16 protein-coding genes and 1 pseudogene are annotated in these 20645 nt (G+C 67.2%); 15 read left to right on the top strand and 2 right to left on the bottom strand.

All coding sequences use genetic code 11. The features are described 5' to 3' along the window. The first annotated feature begins 2 nt into the window (after window positions 1-2). The 10 genes from ACFWV3_RS19390 (at window position 3) to ACFWV3_RS19435 (ending at window position 11848) form a co-directional block, all read left to right on the top strand. On the top strand, window positions 3-1112 hold the full coding sequence (locus tag ACFWV3_RS19390) for a C40 family peptidase (RefSeq protein ID WP_382412759.1): 1110 nt from the start codon (window positions 3-5) through the stop codon (window positions 1110-1112). Between the two features lie 317 nt (window positions 1113-1429). Beyond that, window positions 1430-2593, top strand: coding sequence for a MinD/ParA family protein (locus ACFWV3_RS19395; RefSeq protein ID WP_382412760.1), 1164 nt, complete (start codon window positions 1430-1432; stop codon window positions 2591-2593). Window positions 2594-2616: 23 nt separating this feature from the next. Then, complete coding sequence (locus tag ACFWV3_RS19400; protein WP_382412761.1) at window positions 2617-2946, top strand: hypothetical protein; 330 nt, start codon at window positions 2617-2619, stop codon at window positions 2944-2946. 76 nt (window positions 2947-3022) lie between these two features. Then, window positions 3023-3673, top strand: coding sequence for a hypothetical protein (locus tag ACFWV3_RS19405; RefSeq protein WP_382412762.1), 651 nt, complete (start codon window positions 3023-3025; stop codon window positions 3671-3673). Between the two features lie 24 nt (window positions 3674-3697). Further along, window positions 3698-5890, top strand: coding sequence for a hypothetical protein (locus tag ACFWV3_RS19410; protein ID WP_382412763.1), 2193 nt, complete (start codon window positions 3698-3700; stop codon window positions 5888-5890). Then, a complete protein-coding gene (locus tag ACFWV3_RS19415; RefSeq protein WP_382412764.1) occupies window positions 5887-7383 on the top strand; it encodes an SCO6880 family protein in 1497 nt (498 codons plus the stop codon). Before ACFWV3_RS19410 ends, ACFWV3_RS19415 begins: the two co-directional genes overlap by 4 nt. After that, a complete protein-coding gene (locus tag ACFWV3_RS19420; RefSeq protein ID WP_382412765.1) occupies window positions 7383-7775 on the top strand; it encodes a WhiB family transcriptional regulator in 393 nt (130 codons plus the stop codon). Before ACFWV3_RS19415 ends, ACFWV3_RS19420 begins: the two co-directional genes overlap by 1 nt. 173 nt (window positions 7776-7948) lie before the next feature. Next, complete coding sequence (locus ACFWV3_RS19425) at window positions 7949-9247, top strand: ATP/GTP-binding protein (protein ID WP_382412766.1); 1299 nt, start codon at window positions 7949-7951, stop codon at window positions 9245-9247. An 89-nt stretch (window positions 9248-9336) separates the two neighbouring features. Further along, complete coding sequence (locus ACFWV3_RS19430; protein ID WP_382412843.1) at window positions 9337-11142, top strand: type IV secretory system conjugative DNA transfer family protein; 1806 nt, start codon at window positions 9337-9339, stop codon at window positions 11140-11142. Further along, a complete protein-coding gene (locus ACFWV3_RS19435) occupies window positions 11135-11848 on the top strand; it encodes a hypothetical protein (RefSeq protein ID WP_382412767.1) in 714 nt (237 codons plus the stop codon). The genes ACFWV3_RS19430 and ACFWV3_RS19435 overlap by 8 nt, the downstream gene beginning before the upstream one ends. Before the next feature lie 193 nt (window positions 11849-12041). Here the strand turns inward: ACFWV3_RS19435 and ACFWV3_RS19440 are convergent, their stop codons facing one another. After that, entirely contained in the window at window positions 12042-12188 is a 147-nt protein-coding gene (locus ACFWV3_RS19440; protein WP_382412768.1) for a transposase, read from the bottom strand. 144 nt (window positions 12189-12332) lie between these two features. Between ACFWV3_RS19440 and ACFWV3_RS19445 the strand changes: the two genes are divergently transcribed. The 5 genes and pseudogenes from ACFWV3_RS19445 to ACFWV3_RS19465 all read left to right on the top strand — a co-directional run bounded on the left by ACFWV3_RS19445 (window position 12333) and on the right by ACFWV3_RS19465 (window position 16091). Next, on the top strand, window positions 12333-12872 hold the full coding sequence (locus ACFWV3_RS19445) for a hypothetical protein (RefSeq protein ID WP_382412769.1): 540 nt from the start codon (window positions 12333-12335) through the stop codon (window positions 12870-12872). Between the two features lie 303 nt (window positions 12873-13175). Beyond that, window positions 13176-13250, top strand: a pseudogene (locus tag ACFWV3_RS19450) (hypothetical protein); the annotation flags it as partial. 64 nt (window positions 13251-13314) lie between these two features. Next, a complete protein-coding gene (locus ACFWV3_RS19455; protein ID WP_382412846.1) occupies window positions 13315-13563 on the top strand; it encodes a hypothetical protein in 249 nt (82 codons plus the stop codon). A 576-nt stretch (window positions 13564-14139) separates the two neighbouring features. Further along, the gene (locus ACFWV3_RS19460; RefSeq protein ID WP_382412770.1) at window positions 14140-15327 is read left to right on the top strand and encodes a hypothetical protein; all 1188 of its coding nucleotides are present in this window, start codon (window positions 14140-14142) and stop codon (window positions 15325-15327) included. Window positions 15328-15554: 227 nt separating this feature from the next. After that, window positions 15555-16091, top strand: coding sequence for a hypothetical protein (locus ACFWV3_RS19465; RefSeq protein WP_382412771.1), 537 nt, complete (start codon window positions 15555-15557; stop codon window positions 16089-16091). Between the two features lie 307 nt (window positions 16092-16398). On the opposite strand, the gene ACFWV3_RS19470 is transcribed toward ACFWV3_RS19465, so the two are convergent. Then, on the bottom strand, window positions 16399-20385 hold the full coding sequence (locus ACFWV3_RS19470; protein ID WP_382412772.1) for a hypothetical protein: 3987 nt from the start codon (window positions 20383-20385) through the stop codon (window positions 16399-16401). Window positions 20386-20645 lie beyond the last annotated feature (260 nt).

Here is a 20645-nt window from a genome sequence, read left to right on the forward strand (position 1 = left end):
TCTTGATCCCGCTCGCCGCGCTCGCCAGCGCGGTGCTGCTCGTGCTGGTGCTACTGCAACCCCGCCGCGCAGACGCCGACCCGATCACCCCACCCGCCACCTGCCAGGTACCCGGCACCGAACCGAGCACCCCGGCGACACCGCAGGGCGGCGGCTCGTTCGCCGGTGTGACGCTGTCGCCGACGCAGACCACGACGGTGCAGCAGATCCTCGGCGTCGCCAAGTCCATGAACGTCACCCGCCGCGGTGCGGTCGTCACGCTGCAGGCCGGAATGCAGGAATCCACACTCAACCCGTTGGCGCGCAACGGAAACGCCGTCGGCGTGTTCCAGCAGATCGCACCGGGTCCATGGAGCTCTTACGCCGGCTACGACCGCACCGACGCCGCCGCCGCGTCCAAGGGCTTCTTCACTGTGCTGCTCCAACGCGCACCGGGCTACGAGACCGACACGCGCCCGAACCACGAGCTCGCCGAGGACGTCGAGCGCAGCGGCGAGGGCTGGCGCTACCAGCACCACCAGGCGTTCGCCGAGGCGGTCGTGGCCGCGCTCTACGACGGATCCGGGCCACCGCTGGACTGCGCCGACCGCTCGTTCAAGGGCCGCATCCAGGTCACCGTCACCGGCTCGGACGTCACCCTGCCGCCGGAGGCCGGAGCCGCTGGCGTTGTGCACGCGGCCTCCCCACAGGTCGCCACGGCGATCGCAGCCGGTCTGTCGTGGCTGGGCATCACCTACTCCTGGGGCGGCGGCAATGCCGACGGCCCCACAAAAGGCGTGCGTGACGGCGGCGTCGCCGATTCGTACGGCGACTACGACAAAGTCGGATTCGATTGTTCGGGATTGACCCTGTACGCGTACGCGCAGGCCGGAGTGCAGCTCATCCGGCCCTCGGACGCGCAGCTCACCCGCGCGAAGCTCGCCGTCCCGTTCACCCAGGCCAGGCCCGGCGACCTGCTGTTCTGGGGCACTCACCACGTCGCCATGTACCTGGGCGCCATCAACGGACAGCCGCTGATGCTCGAAGCCCCGCAAAGCGGCGACGTCGTGAAGGTATCCAACGTCAGAACCGGCGGAGATTTCCGCAATGTCAGCGCCCGCCCAATCCCGTAGTCAGTCGATATCACAAGGAGGGCCCGCATGAAGATGCGGAGAAAAATGGAGTCACATGACTTCAGCGCGAAGGACAGCGTCGACTGGGTCTTCGCGGACGCCGTCATCCCGTCGCCGGTTCCCCAGGGCCGACCGCAACTAGCCCTCCCGCCCGTCGTTCGGACGTCCCGGTCCCGTCTAGCGCGCGAGACGCGCCGCACAGCCGGATCGCTCCGAGAGACCGCGAAACAGCTCTTCGCGGCGGTACGCCCGAAACGCGCTCCCGACCCCGACGTCGCTCCACCGAAGCAGGGGCTCTCGCGCGGGGGGCCGCGGTGGTGACCGCCAGCAGTTACAACGCCGAGGACCCCGTCGACCTGCACGGCCCTGCCCCGGCTCGTTCTGCCGCAGCCGCGCAGCCCACCGCTGTGCCCGCCGACCGTCCGGGCCCGGAGCAGCTGGCAGTCGTGCAGCCGCCGGTGACGGCCGATCCGGCGTTGTGGGGGTGGCGTGCCCGGCTGCGGAAAGCAACCGGTGGGCTGATCAAGCCCGGCCCCGGCAAGGAGGAGGCGCGACACCGGCAGGCTGAGGTTGCGGTGCGCCAGTACCTCGGAGGTGGCCGGCTGGTGATGGTCGCCAACCCGAAAGGCGGCTCGCAGGTCAGCACGACGACGTTGATGCTCGCGCACACGTTCGCCGCGCTACGCGGCGGGCCGGTGGTGGCATGGGACAACAACGAGGCGCGCGGCACCCTCGCTCAGCGCGCCGAGGTCGCGACGCCGGACACACACGTGTGGCACCTGCTCGGCGCGGCCGAGCACCTCCTGGCTGTCGGGACAGCGGGTGACCTCACCCACTACCTGCGCTCGCAACCCTCACGCGCCGAGGTGTTGGCCAGCGACACCGACCCGGCCCGTGCGCAGCAGATCGGCCCCGGCGAGTGCGGGCAGATCTGGCTGCTGCTGTCGCGCTACTTCGGGCTCACCGTGATGGACACCGGCAACAACGTCCGTACCGGAAACTGGCAGTGGGCCGCGGCCATCGCCGACCAGCTGGTCGTGCCGATCACGCTCGAACCCGACCACGCCCAGAGCGCGGCATGGATGCTCGACCATCTCGACACCCGGCGCCCGGACCTCGTCTCCGGCGCGGTCACCGTTGTCGGGCCCGCCACAGCGTCCGCGTCCCCGGCGCTGCGCCGGCAGATGCTTGCCTACTTCGCTGCCCGCACCGCGCAGGTGGTCCAGGTGCCCTTCGACCCACAGCTCGCCGGCGGGCGGCCCATCGTGCGCGCCCGGATCAGCGACGCCTCACGGCGCGCATGGGTGGGCGCGGCGGCCGCGGTCGCCGACCGGCTCGCCGCACGCAGCGCCCCACGCCCCGACCAACTGGCACCCAGAACAGCCACGTCGTCTCCGCCCGCGCAGCAGAACCCCGCACTCGAGCAGCCCGGTCACGCGCAGGTGTCCGTCACGGAGCTGCCACTTCGAAAGGCCACATGATGTATCACCGCAGCGGTCCCGGGGTGACATCCCTTGCCCAGAAGGAGCCCGGCCCATCCGGCGCCCCGACCGGTTCGCCCAACCCGTTCAACGGTGTCCAACCGGATCTCGGGGTATGGGGTGACGCGTTCAACTCCACCTGGAAAACACTGCTCGGCGGGGTCTGGGGCATCGCGTTCCTGATCGTGGCGTTCGGCTTCATCCGGGCCACGGTCGAGCTGCAACGCGCCAGGAAGGGCGGTTACTCCGCGGACGTGCACGAGCACACCGAATCCGCGAAGAAGTCGGTGTTCTCGCTGATCGCACTGGCCGGCCTGGGAATGATCTTCGGCGCCGTGATCGCGATCTTCTAGCGGAACCGGAGGCGAACAGATGTCCCACACCACACCCCTGAGCGCGCCAGCCGGTCCACGGGCAGGTACCGCTCGCATGCTCGTCCTCAGCCTCGCCGTCACCGTCGCGCTCGGCGGTGGCACCCTGATCGGCCGCTACGCACTGCCCGCTTCCACCGAGCAGGCGAAGTCCGGACAAACGCCGCCCAGCGACGCGCCCAGCGGCGAAAGAGCACGCGAGCACGGCCCGAAGACCATCTCCAAGGGGGTACCGAGCGGGTTCACCCGCGACCGCGAGGGCGCGGCAAGCGCGGCGATGATCGCCGTACAGCTGCTGCCTGCCGTCGCGCACGGCCACGCCGACCCTGAGGTCGTGCAGAGCACGTGGATCGCCAGCACCGCCGACCAGGCCACCCGCCGGGTGTTCTCCGAAGCCAGGACGAGCAGCGCAGACGACCGGACCTCCAAGGCACCAGCCGACTTCGCGGTGAAGGACTTCACCGGTGACCAGGCGGTCGTCGAGCTGTGGGTGTCCTCGGTCGGCATCGGCCCGAGCCTGGGCGGCCGGGGCATCATCCGCGCGCAGCGGTGGTCGACCGTGACCTACCGGCTGGTCTGGGAAGCCGCTACCTGGAAGGTCGCGACGGTCACGACCGTCGACGGGCCACAGCTCGGCACCGACGACGCCGCGCCGGCACCCGAACGCAAGCAAGTCGTCTTCTACAGCTTCTTCCTCACCGTCGAGTAAGCGATGAAACCCATGGGGGCCAGCATGTTCCGACACCTGACCGTCCTGTCTGGAACGGTTTTGTCGCTGCTTCTCACGCTCGCGCCGACGGCGCTCGCACAGCCACCGATGAACGGCAGCATCCCGCAAGGTTTCCCGCCCGACCTCGTGAAGTACGTCGGCGGCACCAGCGAGTTCCGCCAAGGACCTTGGTTCAGCACAACGGAATGCAAAGACAACGGCGGCGACCTCAGCCTTTACCTCAACGAGGTCATGAAGGTCGAGTCGCGGCTGCTGTACTGGGCGACGAAGCCAGGCGAACGCGCCAAGTTCTGGCCCGACCAGAACACCGCCGACGTCAACAAGGAACCGCCGGAACTCCCGGCGACCTTCCCGGCGGTCTTCGGACCGGACCACTCCTTCAACGTCGCATACCACTACTGCGCAGACGAGATCCAGGAGTGGACGAACCCGGCACACAACACGTGGAGCCTGACGTGGGCGGCCAAACCGGACGCCGAGTCACTGCAACGAATGACACCGTTCGCCGCCGGGGACAGCGACTTGGTCACGAAGTTCAGCGACGCCTGTTCCGATGCCGGGTCGTCCTGGTGTCAGAAGGCGTTCTTCGTCGACTGCGGCCGCGTGGTCATGGTGCCGGACAAAAAGGAACGCTGCATCCGGTGGAACGAGTCGATCGCCAACTTCTTCCGTGGACTCTCCCAGTTCGTCGCCGACAACACCCACTGGCTCGACAAGATCGGTGCGTTCTTCAAGATCGTCGGTGAGGCGAACCTGTCCGCCGGGCGGATGCAGATCGACGCGTTCACCTCGGTCCTGTCGGTCGCCTACGACATCGCGAAGTTCATCACCGACCCGGCCGGCGCACTGGACGAGCTCGCCAACAGCCTGCACGTCTCCGCCGTGGATTTCACGGTCCGGGTATTACTCGACGGCCTGGCCGCTGTCGGGAACTTCGATCCCGGCTCGCCGTGGTTTCTGGCCACTTACGGTGCTTCGACCGGCCTCGGGCTGATGGTCATGGCACTGATGTCGATCCTGATGATCAGCCGCACCGCCGCGGGGGGCGGCGGCCGGGAGGATCTGCAGGAAGCGTTGTTCACACAGCTGCCGCTGGGCATGTTCCTGGCCGTGTTCGCGCCCGCAATCGCCACAGTGCTACACACAACGGCGCGCAAGATGACCAACGGCATAGCCGCGTGGCAATCCGACTACATCGGCAGCGCCATCACCAAACTCGCCGCGCTGTCCCAGGTGACCGCCGTGATGATCCCCGGTGGTGCCGGAGTCGGCAGCATCGTCTTCGCACTGCTCATCTTCGGCACCGGAGCGGTGTTCGTCGGCTTCGCGCTGCAGTCCGTCGCGTTGCCCTTGTCGGGGCTGGTGGCCGGGATCGCCTGGGGCATGCGCGTGCACCCGAAGTGGCGGCCCAAGGCCGCCCGGCCGATCTACACCTACCTCGGGCTGCTGCTGTCCAAACCGCTGCTGTACTTCCTGCTCGGCGCGGTCTTCGCACTCATCGACGGCACCCTCACGATCCCCGCCATGAAGACCGGCGGGATGCCACTGCTCGGCCAGATCGTCGTCGTCATCGTCGCGTTGATCGTGGTCGGCTTCGCCCCGTTCGCACTGCTGAAATACGCGCCATTGCTACCGACATCGGCGGACTCCCACGACTCACAGCCTCCCGCCGGATTCGGCACAGCCGCAGTGGTCGGTGCCGGCATGGCCGCCTTCGAACGCCACCAACACAGCCGCTCCACACGTGAGGACGGAAACAGCAACTCAGAGCAGGACAGCACCCACTCCATCGCCCAAACCTACAACGCCGGCCAGAACCCCCAGGCGCGACAGCAACAACCGCCAAAAACCCAGGCATCAGGCGGCCGGACCGGCGGCACAGCCGGCACAAAGCCGGGAACGTCGGGCACCTCGCAGATGAAAGGCAGCCTGACAGGCCCCGCCTCCACAGCGGGCTCGGCCGGTGCGACACCGGGTGCAGGAGCAGGCACCCCGGCAGCGGCGATCGGACCTGGCGGCACGGCACCCGCGGGTACGACCGCGCAGGCCTCGCAGACGGGTTCGGCGGCCGGAACTGCGATGGGGCCGATCGGTATCGCCGCGCAGGCCGCGCTCGCGGCCGGAAACAAGATGCGCCAGGGCGCGCACCGTGCCGTCCAGGCCGATGAGGAGACAGTCCGGGGGGACGACAAGTGAGGATTTCCGTGCTCGGCGGCGAGATCAGCCGCCGAGGTCTGCTCGGTTCGTTGAACACTCCCGCCTCCGTCGCGCTGGGCGCGGCAGGAGTGATCGCGTTCATTCTGTGGCTGGCCGTCGGCGATCTCGCCGGAGCGATCAGCGGGTTCGCCGTACTCGCCGGCACCTACGGTGTCGTGCGGCCGTGGGGACGCCGCTCGATCGCCGCGCAGGTTTTGCGGTCGTGGCAGTGGCGCCACCGCCGGATCCGCGGTGAGACCACGTTCATCGCGCCGCACATCGCACGCGAGTCCGATCCGGGTGATCTGTTCGGTCCATTGTGGGCGTTGCCCGTTCCGCTGGGCCGGGTGGAGCCACTGGATCTGCGGGACACGCCGTGGGAGCACATGTTCATCCTGTGGCACCACAACCCCGGTGAACGTTCCTACCTGAGCGTGCTCATGGAGGTGCAGGGCCAGGCGTCCGGGCTGCGCGCCGAACGCGCCTACGAGGTCGCCTCGGTGCGCTACGGGGTGCTGCTCTCACAACTGGGTAAGGCCGGCTCGTTCTTGCGCGGCCTGCAGCAGATCAACCGCATCGTGCCGCACGACCCAGCGCCACACCGGGAGTTCATCTCCCAGCGGCTCTCGACACGGCCCGGCCTCGAAGCACTGGTCGAGTCCTACGAGGAACTGGTCGACCTGACCGCCGCCACCGCCGAACAACACCGCAACTACCTCGTGGCGCGCTTCCCGCTGACCAGCGAGTTCTACGCCGAAGCCCGCTCCTACGACAACGGCCCGGCTGGCTGGGCAGGGCTGGTGCGCAACGAGCTAGCGCGCCTGGCGGACCTGGCGGTGCGTGCCGAGCTCACCCGGCCGCGGGTCCTGGGTGAACAGCGCACCTGCGCGCTGCTGCGGTCACTGCAGGACCCGCGGTGGCCGATCGACCAGCACGCGGGCGTACGGTGGGACACCTGCTGGCAGAGCTACATCGCCGAGCCCGGCCACATCCTGGTCAACGACGAGTGGTACACCCGCACAGCGTTCCTGCCTCGCGACGGCATCGCACCGGCACCCCTCGGGCCGCGCTGGCTGGCACCACTGCTCACCGCAGTAACGCCGTCGGTAATCAGGACGTTGTCGGTGCGCATGGAGTTCGTTCCCGACAAACTCGCCCGCGCCAGGGCACGTGCGGACGTCGCGCAGGACGGCGCCTCACTGTTGGGCGACGCGAAGAAAGGCCGTGTTGACGACGGCACCGACGCCACGATGCTCTCGGCGTCACAACGGCGCCTGCACGACCTCGCTCCCGGCTCCGGGCACCAAGGCGTCGACTGGTCGATGGCGATCTCCGTGACCGCCGCCGATGTCGCCGAGCTGCGCCGCGCGTGCATGCGGGTCTCCAACGAGGCCGCCCAGTCCGCGCTCACCGAACTGGACTGGCAGGACCGCGCGCAGGACGCCGCGGTCATCACCACCTACCCGCTCGCGCGCGGCATGGCGGTGGCGTGATGCGCGGACCCACCGTTTTCCACTACGTCCGTCTCACCGAGGCCCGACAGTTCGCCAACCACACCTGGCAGGAACTCGACGCGGAGATCAGCGCCGCGCAGGGCCTCCGTTGCCGCGACAACGACCCGGATGCGTACTTCCCCGACGAAGGATCGCGCTTCGCTGGCAGGCAGGCGATGCACACCGAACGCGTCCGTGTCGCCACGCTGTGCCGGGGATGCCCGGTCCGCGCCCAATGTCTGGCGAGCGCGCTGATGCGCGGCGAGTTCTATGGCTCCTGGGGTGCGGTGTGCCAGCCGGATTACCAGCTGCTGCAACAGCTCTGGACTGAGCGCGTCCACCCGACCGCACCGCCGCCTGCCGGCAGCGCTGCGGTGAAAGAGACACGCTGATGGCCCGCACACCGAGCAAACGCGGACCCGGCAATGCCAGCACCGCGCCGCCGACGCTGCGATGGCAGCCACCTCAGCCGGACGCTCCCCCGCCCCAGCACGCGTTTCTACCCCCGCCACCGCGCCGGCGGCTGCTGGACCGGTGGGGTTGGTACGAGCCTCGCGAACAGCCCATGTCGACCACAACCCGGCAAGCCGAAGCCCTCAACCTCGCGTTGAGCTCACCACCTACCAGCAGCCGTGGCCTGATCGTCGGCACCGACCTGTTGTCCGGACAACTCGTCGTCCACGATCCTTTCGTCGCCTACGAGGACAAGATCATCAGCTCGGTCAACGTCGCGGTCATCGGTGACGTCGGCAAGGGCAAGAGCTCGCTGCTCAAAACCTGGGCCTGTACCCGGCAACTGCTGCTGGGCAACCGGCGTGTGGTCGTGCTGGACAAGAAGCTCCAAGGCGGCCGCGGCGAGTACACCGCGCTCGCGCGGTATCTCGGCGCGCCGTCCATCCGGTTCAGCCTCGACGGCGCCGGCAGTCGCCTCAACCTGCTCGACCCGGTGATCGCGCTGGGTGGCGACGAGATCGACGCCGCCGGCTACGCGCTCGACTACACCGAACGCCCTACCGGGCAGATGATGCTGCTGCGTGCCGTGCTCAGCGAAGCTCTCGACCGCCAGGTCACAGAACGCGAAGGCAAGGCACTGCGGCTCGCGCTGCTGGCCGCCACCCGCGATGCCCGCGAACGCGACCGCGTGCCGGTCATCGGCGATGTAGCGCACCACCTGCTACATCCCACCGCCGACGACGCCAACACGCTCGACCGCACCGTCGCCGAGCTCCAGGAGTGGGGCCTGGACTGCTCGTTCGCGCTCGAGCGGATGATCCAGGAAGACCTCGCCGGTCTTGTGGACAGCGAGACCAGCCCCGAGGTCAACCTCGACCATCCCAGCGGGCTCACCCACATCGACATCAGCGCGCTGCCCACCGAAGGGCCGGCGCTGCGCATCGTCATGGCGCTGATCAACACCTGGCAGACCAACATGCTCGCCGCACGCTCCGAGCGCGCCGAGCAGACCGTCAACATCATCGAGGAGGGCTGGCACGTCGCCGAAGGGTCAATCGGCCAGGTTCTTCGCCGCAACGTCAAGCTCTCCCGCGGCCTGGGCCTGTCGACCGTCGTGGGCATTCACCACATCGCCGACCTAGCGGCCGACAGCCCAGGACGGGCACTGCTGCAGGAAGCCGAGACCCGGTTCATCTACGGCCAGGGCTCCTACGACGACGCACGCGCCTGCGCCGAGCTCTACAACCTGCCACCCGGCACCGAAGACACGATCATCTCACTGGAGCAGGGGACCTGCCTGCTCCACGTCAGCTCGCGTGCCCCGATCCTCCTGCGTCACGAACGCTCGCCCCGCGAAATCGGACTGACCGACACCGACGGCACGCTAACCGGGACGCTCTGGCGCATATGAGCGGACCCGACCATCAGCATCACGTTCCCTCGCCCCCAAGACCTGCCTTCGGAGTCTTCTACCCACTGCTCGGTGCACTCGTCGTGACGATGTTGCTCGCGGCGCTGATCGGTAGCGCACTGTCAGGTTGGTTCGCCGGAAACGGATGGGCGTGGCCCCCGCCTCGCCTCCTACCGGCCGCGATCGTCGGCTGGGCGAGACACCTGTCCGATCCTGGCGCAGGCTGGCCTGCCGATCCCCGGCCTGGCCCCGCCGCACTGACCTACAGTCTCACGCTGGTGGTGCTCGCCGCCGAGCTCGCACTCTGGACTCGCGTATTCGCCTGGCGTCTCCGGATCTACCAGCGCCGAGCCGAGCAGCGAACCGGTCTGGCTGAGCATCACGCCGTCCAGAAACGCCTCGGCGCCAAAGCCGTCACCAAAGACGCCGTGCGAATGCGCCCGTCACTGGCCGGTTCCCCAGACATCAGCGCCGACGACGCAGGGGCCCTGTTCGCTCGCTGGCCGAACACAAACGAGGGGATCTACGGCAGCCACGAGGACTCGAAGCTCGTCGTAGCACCAGTGCGGATGGGCAAAACCGGCCGCCAGGCGGTGTCCGATGTGCTACGTGCGCCCGGCGCGCTCGTAGCCACCACAACGCGGTTCGACCTGATCGAGCTGACGATCATGGAGCGCACCAGACGCGGGTCAGTGTGGGTGTTCGATCCGGAAGGCCGGGTACCGTGGCCGGAAAACCTGCGGTGGAACCCGATCCGGGGTTGCGAGGACTTCGACGTGGCTCTGCGCCGGGCCGTCGCGATCTGCAGCGCCCGGCCACTGGAAGACACGAAAAACGGCGGCTACTTCAGCGGTAAGAGCGAAGGCGTCCTCGCCGCGATGCTGCACGCGGCGGCACTGAGCGGCTCCAGCCTGGGCACGTTGTGGCTGTGGACCACGAGCCAGTCCTACCGGCCAGCTCAAATCCTCGAGACCGACGAGCGTGCCGCACCCGCGATCGCCGACGGCCTCCGCAACCTGCTCGACAGCCTCAAAAGCACCAGCGACACATCAGGCGCCGGCGGCATCTACTCCACGCTCGAGCTCCTGCTCCGTCCGCTCACATCCCCGACGATCATGCGGTCGCTCACCCCCCAGGCAGGCGACACGCAGTTCGACATCGACACCTTCATCCGCAGCGGCCGCGACACCCTGTACATGGTCTCCCGCGGCCGCAAGAACTCCGCCGCTCCGATGGTCAACGCCTTGATGGTAGAGGTGCTGCACCGCGCGGACATCCTTTCGCAGCGCCCAACCGCGGAGCAGCTCAGCGTCCCCGCCTACGGGGACCTGCGACTCGATCCGCCGTTGCGGATCGTGATGGACGAGGCTGCCAACATCACGCCGGTCGACGACCTGAGCGCTCGACTGGCCGACTCGGGTGGCCGGGGAATCCAGATCTACGTCTACGTGCAGAACTTCTCACAGCTGCGCCAGCGCTGGGGTGCCGAAGAGGCAATCGAAATCTGGGACTGCGCGTCGATCAAGCTCGTGCTTGGCGGGTTGAGCAACTCCAAAGACCTCTTGGCGTTGTCCGATCTGCTGCCTGAACGCATCATCGACCAGGCCAGTGTGTCCACCGGTTCCGCCGCCCGCGACCAGGTCACCATCTCACCGTGGCGACAGCGGGCACTGACCGTCGACGCAATCCGCGAACTCCGTGACGGCGAAGCCTTGCTCTTCTACCGCAACCTGCGCGCCGCCAAAGTCGATCTACCGGGGTGGTGGGAGACAACGGACCTCGCAGACCGCGTCACTCAAAGCCGCAACGAAGCACGCACGCTCATCGCCACCTCCCCGAACGCCGGTGCCAGCCCACCGGGCGTTCAAGCTTCCATGCCGGTGCGAGATGAGTGAGTCCCCGTTCGGCCAGCCCGAATCCGGCGATCATGAGACACAACCAGCGCGAACACCCGCCGAGGATGTACCTGTCCTGGACCTGGAGCTACTTCCCCAAGTGGTCTCCGAGCTCGCTTCAACAAGCGAGCAACAAGCCCACCGGCTCGCAGACCTGACAGGCACCGTTTCCGAGCTCGGTGGCACCATCGCAACGGCACTCGACGAACTCGAGTCGGTGCGCGCATTCCTGCTGGAACTGCACACCAACCTCGCTGACCGTGAGGACCTGAGCCGCCTCAACCAGTGGACCTGGGTGGCTCTCGACCGCGATCAGGCCGCGCAACTGTGGCGCGAACTGCGATGGTTCGTGGACCACCTCGTCGCGCGATACCCGTTGTCCTCGGATGTGAGCATTCCACCGTGCTGGTACCGACACACGGTCGCCGTCGACGAGCTCACCGATCTCTACGCAGCCTGGCGGATGGCCTACAGCTCAGGCGATCGCCCGTCAGAGGAAATGATCGCGTGGCGCACGCGGTGGATGTGGCCAAGCTTGCACACGCTCCACAGTCACGCCGACTGGCGAGAATGCAAGGCGCAGCGCCAGCACGTCGAACCTACGGCCCGACAGGATCCCACTGATCCCGACTTTGACGACTTTGTTGAGCACTACCTTGCCACTACGCCGCCCGAACAACGCCGAGACCTGCCATGGCAGGTTTGAGCTGCGGTTGCCCTGTTAAGCGCGCCATCCTCCGATGACTAGAGTCGACGCTGATCACCCACTCAACGTCACCGGCCGAGGTGTCCTTGACGATCACCTCGTCCAAAATGAGCGCCCATGCGCCGTCCTTGGTCCTCAACCGCAGCCGTTCATGCGCGGTCTTCCACGGCCCATACCGTTCCGGCAGGTCAGGTCACGGCGCTTCGGTCCGCAGCTTCCACAGGATCGCGTTGATCACCTGGCGGTGATCACGCCAGCGCCGCCCACCACCCGACACCGGCGGCAGCAACGGCGCGATCGCCGCCCACGCTCGATCCGTCAGCTCACCGCGACAAACCACGGCAGAGAAATAACAGGGTTCCAGATCAACGACTCACAGGACAGGCTGTAGGCGGAGTATGGCCAAGTCCCCCGGAATACTGGTAACGCATGTTGCCCTGGTCTCGATCAGCTAGTGGTGCCATTCCAGCCGCGGAGGTGACAGATGACCGGTTTCCTGCTCGGCGTCGTCCGATTCGTGTTCATTCCACTAGTTATGCTGACCGGCCTTGTTCTGGCCGTGCTGATTGCTCGCGCAACCCGTGAGCCCAGCACACAGGTGGCGGCCTACGCTGGTGTGTTCGCTGGCCTGGTCGCCGGATCGACGTTGGCGATCGTCCAGCTCGCCTCCGGCCAGCACGAGGACGACAATCGATTCGACTTCAACGTGTGGGCCGTGCTCATAGGTCTCATCGTGGGGCTCGCTGTACCCATGACCCTGCCGTTGGCACGGCGCACCAAGGTCATCACCGGCCCGCTCACCCTCTTGTTTTCCTCTGCCAGCTCGCTGGCCGTGCTCAACTACCTGTTCAACGGCGCAACCCGTGACTTCACCATGCTCTTGGCGATGAGCCTGTTGTTCGGTGTTCTCGTGCACATCGTGTTCAACCCCGATGCGTTCAAGGAACTTCGCGCGATCTGGCGAGCTGACCTGCCAACATCTGAAACAGCCTCACCGACGCAGTCGGAACCGGAGACGAGTTAGGAGCCTTCGCCGAAAATCACTGCGGGCTGAGCAGGTAGGACTGGTGTCCTGAGTCGTTGATTGTTGCGTCGCAGACCTGGTCAATGCCGAGATCGAAGCTCGCGCTGTCCGTCGAGGAACACCAGGTCCAGGAGGGCAGGGCGCGGCGCCGGATAAGGCACAGGGGCTGGCGATGGGTGCGGGAAGTGCGCTCGCGTGAGCTGAAGGCGGATCGAATACCGAGGTAGTCCAACGGTTGCGGCTCAGTCGAGAACACGGTGTGGACGTGAGGATCGCGATTCGTGACGGGACAAACTCGACGGATTGCCCGACGAGCCAAGGCCGAGCCGGCCGCGCACGATCAGCGACAACCAGGTCGAGCACATCGTGGTTACGACACGGGATTCCAATCCGGCCAACGCCACGCACTGGTCTACCAGGTCTCTAGCCACGCAGACCGGGGATGACGCAGTCGACGGTGTCACGGATCTGGCGGTCGTTCGATCTCAAGTCGCATCGAGTGGACACGTGCAAGATCAGCAAAGACCCGTTGTTCGTGGACAAGACCCGCAACGTCTTCGGTCTCCATTTCGATCGGCCCGCCAAGACGGTGGTGTTGTACGTGGACGAGAAAACCCAGATCCAAGCTCTGGATCGTTCGGCGCCGGTGCTAGCCGGCGCGCACGAACGGCAAAGCCGGGTCACCGAGTAGCGGGTCATGGCAGAGCAGGCACGGCGCAGCCCAGCTGATCTCGCGCACCAACTCGCCGCAGGGCATGCGTCGGCGACCACCTTCACGGCGGCGTCGACATCTCTCGGCATTGCCGAATGCAGTTCTCGCCGCCGAAGCTCAGGCTCAAGGCCCAACAACGCCTACCCGGTACTTGTCGGCTGTGGATGCGGTGACTGCTAGGAGCGGCGGTACCGGCGCCACCTAGTGATCGACCTCGCCTTCAGTCATAGCGGCAGCACTTGTCCGCGCCGTGGGGACAGCGGCAGCGTGCTGCTCGGGCATGCGCCAGCCCAACTCGAGCAGTCGCGCCGTCCCGTGGTGCGACCATGAACCGGGTACGCGACTGATCCGGCGTCAACTGTGAAGCAGCAAGGCCGGATTGACTGGCGGTGCGAGCACCTGCGACGGTGCAGTTGGGGGTTCTGGGGGGATCCTGATCGGTGTGCAGCTTGTTGGTGCATGCCTGTTCTTCTCGCGGCGATAGCGATGGCGCGGTTCGCCCCAGCATCTCCTGACCGTGGGTCCACATTGGTTGGGGGTTTTGTGGGACGAAGAATGCTTGTCAGCGTTGGACTTGCAGTCACGCTGGGAGCGGGGCTGCTGCAGGGCACGATCGCGCAGGCGGCGCCGGGGATGTGTGATCGTGATCCACGCAACCCTGTTGCTCAGATGTGCGCGACTACTGCGGCAAACATGTACGGGTCGTTCACCGCCTTCATCTTCCCTTCCGTGTCGCACAGCACATCGTCGGCCGGAAACGCTTACAACGCAACGCGTGTGTTCACCGACGACGCCAACATGTCCACCAGCTATGAGGCAGGCCTTGAAGTCGGCTGGGGAAGCCCGACCGGGGCAACCACGTACCGCGCCTACTGGGTGGACTACACCGGCGGCTACAACTACCACCCGATCGGCGACTTCGTGAACAGTCCCGACGGCCGGCAGCACAACTTCATGTCGCTGCCGCACTGCGACGGCTGCCGGTCCACGGACATCTTCTACGACTTCAACTTCGCCGGTACGACCAAGGACGGCGTGAACGCAGCCTCGCACCACGTGGTGACGGGCTGGGACTTCAGTTCCAGCTCCTACAACGACATCGCGTTCACGCGCACGACGAACCGAATCCAGTGGCTCAATGGCAACCTGACGTGGGAACGATTCTCGCCGGCGGAAGTCAAGACCCGGGCACCCAACGGCGACTGCTCGATCGGTTCGCATCCTGCTTACTGCTGGCGTTTCGACACCAGCGTCACGCAGGACGGAGCAGGCTCGGTCGCAGCATGGGAAGTGACCAAGTCACCCGTGCTGGCTGCGAAGGCCGTTGCGGCGAAGTCGTTGCCACAAAACGATACGAGCGCATCGAAGGTCGACCAGAACCGCCTCCAGGCGTGCATCGATCACGACGCCTCCCGGTGCATGGACACCGTTCCCGGACTGCGTGACTGCGTGCAGCAGCGCCTGGTGTGCAATGAGGCTGCTGCAAGCACGCCCACAGCTCGCACGCGCACCGCGGCGTTGACAGCAGAAGGCGCGCACACGGCGGCGCTGGACTTCTTGGCTGCACGCAAGGCGTTGACTGGTGACGCGGACTCCGTTTCCGTTCAGGAGAGCGCTGCAGATCTGACAGTGACCGTCACGGGCGCTGTCACGGAGTTCACCGGAGACCGTCGCTCTCACCAACGGGCCGAGCTCAAGTTCGATCGGGCAAGCCATGCGCTGCTGTCCGTTCACATGAGCTGACCTTCATCACGCACCAGCCGGCTGACACGACGTGCGCCGGCCGCTCAAAGGCGCGCTGAGCCTCGAAGGACACCGCGGTCGCCTGGCGCATACCCGCCCTTCACGCATGCGCCGGCACCGCGTCTCTGGCTCGGCGCGTCCGCCCGGAAGGAGATGCGGGTGACCCCGCCTGCGGCAACTCATCCGGTCCCTTCCATCGGCCCTACTCGCTTCCGAGGAGTACGCAAGTGTTGAGAAAACTGTTGGCGACCGCGGCCATCGCCGCGAGTCTGCTCACCGTCGCTGTCCACCCTGCTACCGCGAACACCGACGCGACCGCAGCAACCGTGGCTCAGCTTCAGGACGAGCCCGATCTTCGGCAAGAATGCGGGAACCGCTCAAGTGAGGCAGCTCGGGTCAACGGCTGGACCTGCAGCCGATTCGAGTACTGCCACCATACTCGCGAAGAGACCAACCTCTACGCGACCAACGGCGCATACCTCGGCTTTTTCAACTTCGACCTGTGGACGCTGGGCTTCGCCTACGACGGCAGCCGGCGGGTCGACTACGTGACCAGCATCGAGAACCTCGCGTTGGCCAGCCAGCTCAACCACGAACTGACCTGGCTGACGGTCGACTACGACAGCTGTACCGGAATGGCCGACGTCACCTGCTCGGGTCCTCTTGAGCGATCGGCCGCGAGCAACGAATGGAACCCTTGTGGGGGAACGAACTACGGTGAACACGTCTGCGGTCTGCACGAGAGTGATGAGCAACCGTCCTAAGAAGACGGCCCACCGCAGCATGGATGCAGCTGGGGTGCTTGCCGCGTCGATGCGTTGGGAGAGAAGTGAAGCGTCGTTCTAGGTATATTTTGCGATGCCGGATGGGTCATAAACGTTCGTGTCCGTGTCGGCGTTCGCCGACGTCAGCCTGCTCGCGTGGTCGTAGCCCAGGACACGGTCACGCCAGAACGGGGCGTCGCCCCGGTGCCGCCGATCGGCTGGTGACGGCTCGCCGTGAAAGCGCGGCCGGACGTTCGCGTCGACGACATGCCCGAGATTTGAGCGCCCATATCGGGCCGCCAGTCACCTAACCCCGCAGCGCCTCCAGCTCGGCCATCACCAGTTCGAACGCTGTCTGCTCGGCCTCGACCACCGCCTCCACCACCAAGTGCCAGCGGGCGAGCCGGATGGCGTTCGCAATGGCCCTCCGGCGCAGCGCCCCGGTCACCGCGAGCCACACGCTCGCTTGGCCCTCGGGGTCGCCCGCGAGATCCACCATCTGTGTGATCACTTGCGGTTCATCGGTGCACCGCGCCACCGCGACCGCGGCACGTAACCGGTCCGTGGGATCGGTGCGGCTTGGCACCATCCTCGCTGCGGCCCTGATGTCACCTGCGGTCAGCGCGATGTCCAGAACGGACTTTTCGGCGGCGAGACGAAGCGTCCGGTCGCTGATGGCGGATACGAACGCCGTGGCCCTGTCATAGTCACCGCGTTGAGCGGCAGCAGTAGCCGTCCGGCGCCGCCCCTCGTCCAAGAACGCGAGCGACGGGAGCTCGTTCAGCACCCGCTCGACCCGGTCGTATCTGCCGCGATGGGCGTTCATCTCGGCGACCAGCAGGCTGATCGCGGCGTGGTCCCTCTCGTTTTGGATGGCGCGGTGAACGCGGTCGACTCGTTCGTCATCACCGGCCGCGGCGGCCGCAGTCACGACCATCGTGAGCACGTTTTCTCTCGGCTCGTAGGGGTCGGGGCAAAGGCTCGCCGACTCGGCGCGATCCAAGTCGTTCCTGTCAAGCAGCACCTGGACAACGGGCTCCAACAGGTGCTGGGGAAGCCAAATCCAGTTGAGCAGTTCCGTTAGGACGTCGTTCATCGCGCTGATGTCATCGGCGCGATGCAGCGCCATGAACCGGGCCGCCTGCTCCCGTTGCTGTTTGATCATCCATCTGCTGTTTCCGCTGTCGTCGACACGCCAGGGCGCAGGCACCCTCTTGCTCAGCAACCGTCCGTACGTGCGGCGGTACCTCTGGCGGAATTCTTCATTCGAGATGGCTGTCCTGATCGAGGTGCGCACGTGCTCGTCCGTCACCTGTTTCGTCATGCCGTGGAGCACACCGGCGGAGGCGAGCTGACCGATCAGGTCGTCGAGCGCTTCTACGTCGTTCCACTCCAGATGCCGGCCCCAAATTGCGAGCGCGTGAGCTGTGTCGCCGGCGCGGGCGGCAGCTGTCGCAATGGCGATGAGGAGGGTGTCCTGTGGCCGATCTTGGTGCACCAACTCTGCGATCCGTTCGGCTTCGGCGAGCTCGGCACGGCCCAGCAGCAGTTTGGCCAGCCGCGTCAGCCACACCTCACGGTCTGGCTGGCCGAACATGCGGGCGAACGATTCGGCGGCGTGAGCGTCCTGGCCGGCGAGCTTCTCCGCAACCGGCCAGACGGCCTCGCTTCCGCCGGGCAACGACGCCAGGATCGCGTGCGAGCGCACGAGGTCACCCGCCAGCGCGGCCGCGGTCGCCAACGCGACTCGCTCCGCCATGTCATGTGTGGTCAGGACGAGCCGCCTCAGCACCGCCTCACCGCGTTCGAGGCAGAGCGTGGCCGCCGTGGCGTTCCCAGTCTTCGCGGCTGTCCTGGCGAGCGCCACCCACGCCGTCACGTTTTCGGCCGACGGTTGTGCTGCCGAGATGGCCGCTGCGGCCTCGTCGAGCAGGTCCGGCGCAACACCGGCCGCTGCGGTCCAAGCATGCAACACCGGGATGGAGTCGGTCATCGCCCGAGCGATCCGAACGGCGCGGTCGGTGTCACCCGCCTGTGCTGCGGCTCGCACGATCACGACCTGCGCCTCGGCTCGGTTTCGGGAGGAGAGGTGGACGGCCAGTTCCTCCGCGAGGTCGAACTCCCCGGTGTCCGCTGCCGCCTCGACCAGGGACATCTCCGGCTCGAACCGGGACGCGCCGCGCACCTGATCGAGGATGTCCGCCGTGGTGCCGGATCCCGTGAACTTCGCGATCTTCAGCCACGCCCGTACCCTCACGCCGGCGTCGGTGATGTCCTCGACGAGCCGGACCGCCTCGCCGAGATCACCTGCCGACGCCGCGCTCTGGACGAGCGCCAGGCCGATCTCGGCCTTGACGCGTTGGTCGTCCAGCATTTCGTTCAGCCGTTGTGCGCGAATCTCGTCTCCGAGCGTCGCGGCGGTGCGGGCGACGATGACCAGCGCGGCCTTGCGTTCCCTCTGCGGACCGATCTGGCTGGCGATGGCCTCCGCTCGGTCGAGCAGGTCTTCGTACCTCTCGCGGGCCAGGAGGGCGAGCGACGTCAGCGCCTTCACCCGGGCTGTTCTCGAGATCATGTCGCTGACGATCTGGAGCGCGCGTTCGGCGCCGCAGCAGTGGAAAGCGGCTTGCACCAACGCGATCTGGGTGGTGGTGGAGGCGTGGTACTGGACCGCGGGACTCGGCACGAGGTCGAGCAAGGTGGCGCCGCGGTCCGGTCGGCCGCACCACATCGCGCACTCGATGAGCCTGGTAAGCACCATGATTCGGAGATGCGGGTCGGCGGTGGCGATCGCGTCCTCCTGGGCGCGGTCGAACAGCTCCATCGCCCTGCCGGGGTCACCGTCGCGGTGCACGACCTGGACGAGCTGGATGAACGCCTGGGCGCGCCGACCGGGATCGTCGATCGAGGCGGCGACGGTCTCGGCGCGGTTGGTCCGGCCGAGTTCCGCCCACGCCACCGGCAGCGAGAGCGGGATGTCGCCTCCGCGTTCGGACAGCCTGTCGCGGTGCACCGCGACCCGGAGCATCGCCACCAGGTCGGGCTGTTCTCGCGTGCCCAGGACGTCGAGGGTTGCGGCTGTCTCGGCCAGAGCGGTGGCGTCCGAGCCGGACAGGGCGAGCATGCGGTCGTGGCGGATGCCGTCGGTCGCGCACTCGATCATGCGCTCGACGTCGCCGGTCGCCGCGAGCATGCCGAAGTAGCCGCGGAGCAGGTACTCGGGGACGGAACCTCTCCAGCCGTTCGCCCGATGACGGGACGCCCAGGTGTGGAGGCGGTCGCGGTAGGAGGCGAGGCGGGTGGGACCGAGCATCTCCAGGGCGGTCACCTGGATCTCCTCGTGGCCCAGCAGGTAGACGTCCGGCGCCTGGCCGGGCAGGTAGTGGCTGTCGCGGCGGGTGAAACTGCGGCCGGTGACGGTTTGCATGTTCCTGTTGACCTGCCACGGTGTCTCGCCGGTCAGGTCGGCGAGATCGGCCGCGGTCAGGCCGCCGCCTGCTGCGGTCGTGAGACCCAGCAGGTCCTGTTCGAACTGGCTGCCGCCGAGCAGGCGGGCGAGGTCGCGTTCCATCTCGTTGCGGATTGCCTTGGCACGGGGTGACGCCGTCAGTTCTCGGACGATTCCGGGATCCAGCAACGGGTGGTGCTCCGGCACGTCGCCGGGGATCGGCGGGTTCGGGCGGCCCGCTACCACCACGCGCATGCCCGCCGGCGGTTCAGCGGGCAGCAGGGCGGCGATGCTGTAGGAGTCCACACCGCGGTCCTCGTCCAGGCCGTCCACCAGCAGCACGAACTGCTCACCGCGTGCCCGGCAGGCCCGTGCCGCGTCGCCGAGCAGGCCGAGCGCGTGGCCCTCGCGGGTGGCGTCGGTGAGGAACGGCGGCAGCGTCTCGCCCAGCAACGCCAGCAGTTGCTCCATCAGGTTGTCGATGAACGCGGCTCGGTCGTTCTGGCCGGCGAGGCGGGCCGTCACGAAGAACGACACGATGCGCACGCCCGGCGGTGGAGTGAGAACGAAAGTCGACATGAGAGCGGACTTGCCGGACCAGGCCTCGGCCCGCCACCACGCGTAGCCCCCGGCGGTCTCCGCGGAGGTGCAAAACTCCGTGAGCTCGGCCAGTTCCGCCGCGCGGTCCTCCAAGGCGGGCGGCGCGATGCGCATGACCTGTTCGCGGTAGCGAGTGCGGACTGGGGCGCCGGTCAGCAGGTTGATGTCACCGTTAAGGGTGCCGACCTGCACAACGGTGCCGTCGCCCACGTTGTGCGCGGTGTTCGACACCTCGGATCCGGTCACGATGGTGATTGTCCCGCACGACCAACGACCGGAACCGCAGCCAGGACGATCAACTCTGCTGCGGACGCGATGAGCCCCGCAGCCGCCCCTCTGGAGGCTCGGCGGGCCCTGATCAGGCTTCGCCGGCCACGCCGTGCAGCGGACCGTCAGGTCGCGGGTCGGTCACACTCGACCTCACCCTCGGATCATGGCGAGGAAGCGGTGAAGCGACCTTTCGGCGGGGCGCGGCGGCGCGTTCACGGTCGGCACGCTGGTGCAGG

It is taken from the genome of Lentzea sp. NPDC059081 (assembly GCF_042738015.1).
Taxonomy (GTDB): domain Bacteria; phylum Actinomycetota; class Actinomycetes; order Mycobacteriales; family Pseudonocardiaceae; genus Lentzea.

Bases quoted from the DNA above. Each gene is read 5' to 3' on its own strand.
- ACFWV3_RS19420 (WP_382412765.1), top strand. From the start codon at position 7,383: ATGCGCGGACCCACCGTTTTCCACTACGTCCGTCTCACCGAGGCCCGA.
- ACFWV3_RS19410 (WP_382412763.1), top strand. From the start codon at position 3,698: ATGTTCCGACACCTGACCGTCCTGTCTGGAACGGTTTTGTCGCTGCTT.
- ACFWV3_RS19425 (WP_382412766.1), top strand. From the start codon at position 7,949: ATGTCGACCACAACCCGGCAAGCCGAAGCCCTCAACCTCGCGTTGAGC.
- ACFWV3_RS19435 (WP_382412767.1), top strand. From the start codon at position 11,135: ATGAGTGAGTCCCCGTTCGGCCAGCCCGAATCCGGCGATCATGAGACA.
- ACFWV3_RS19430 (WP_382412843.1), top strand. From the start codon at position 9,337: ATGTTGCTCGCGGCGCTGATCGGTAGCGCACTGTCAGGTTGGTTCGCC.
- ACFWV3_RS19445 (WP_382412769.1), top strand. From the start codon at position 12,333: ATGACCGGTTTCCTGCTCGGCGTCGTCCGATTCGTGTTCATTCCACTA.
- ACFWV3_RS19455 (WP_382412846.1), top strand. From the start codon at position 13,315: ATGACGCAGTCGACGGTGTCACGGATCTGGCGGTCGTTCGATCTCAAG.
- ACFWV3_RS19405 (WP_382412762.1), top strand. From the start codon at position 3,023: ATGCTCGTCCTCAGCCTCGCCGTCACCGTCGCGCTCGGCGGTGGCACC.
- ACFWV3_RS19460 (WP_382412770.1), top strand. From the start codon at position 14,140: ATGCTTGTCAGCGTTGGACTTGCAGTCACGCTGGGAGCGGGGCTGCTG.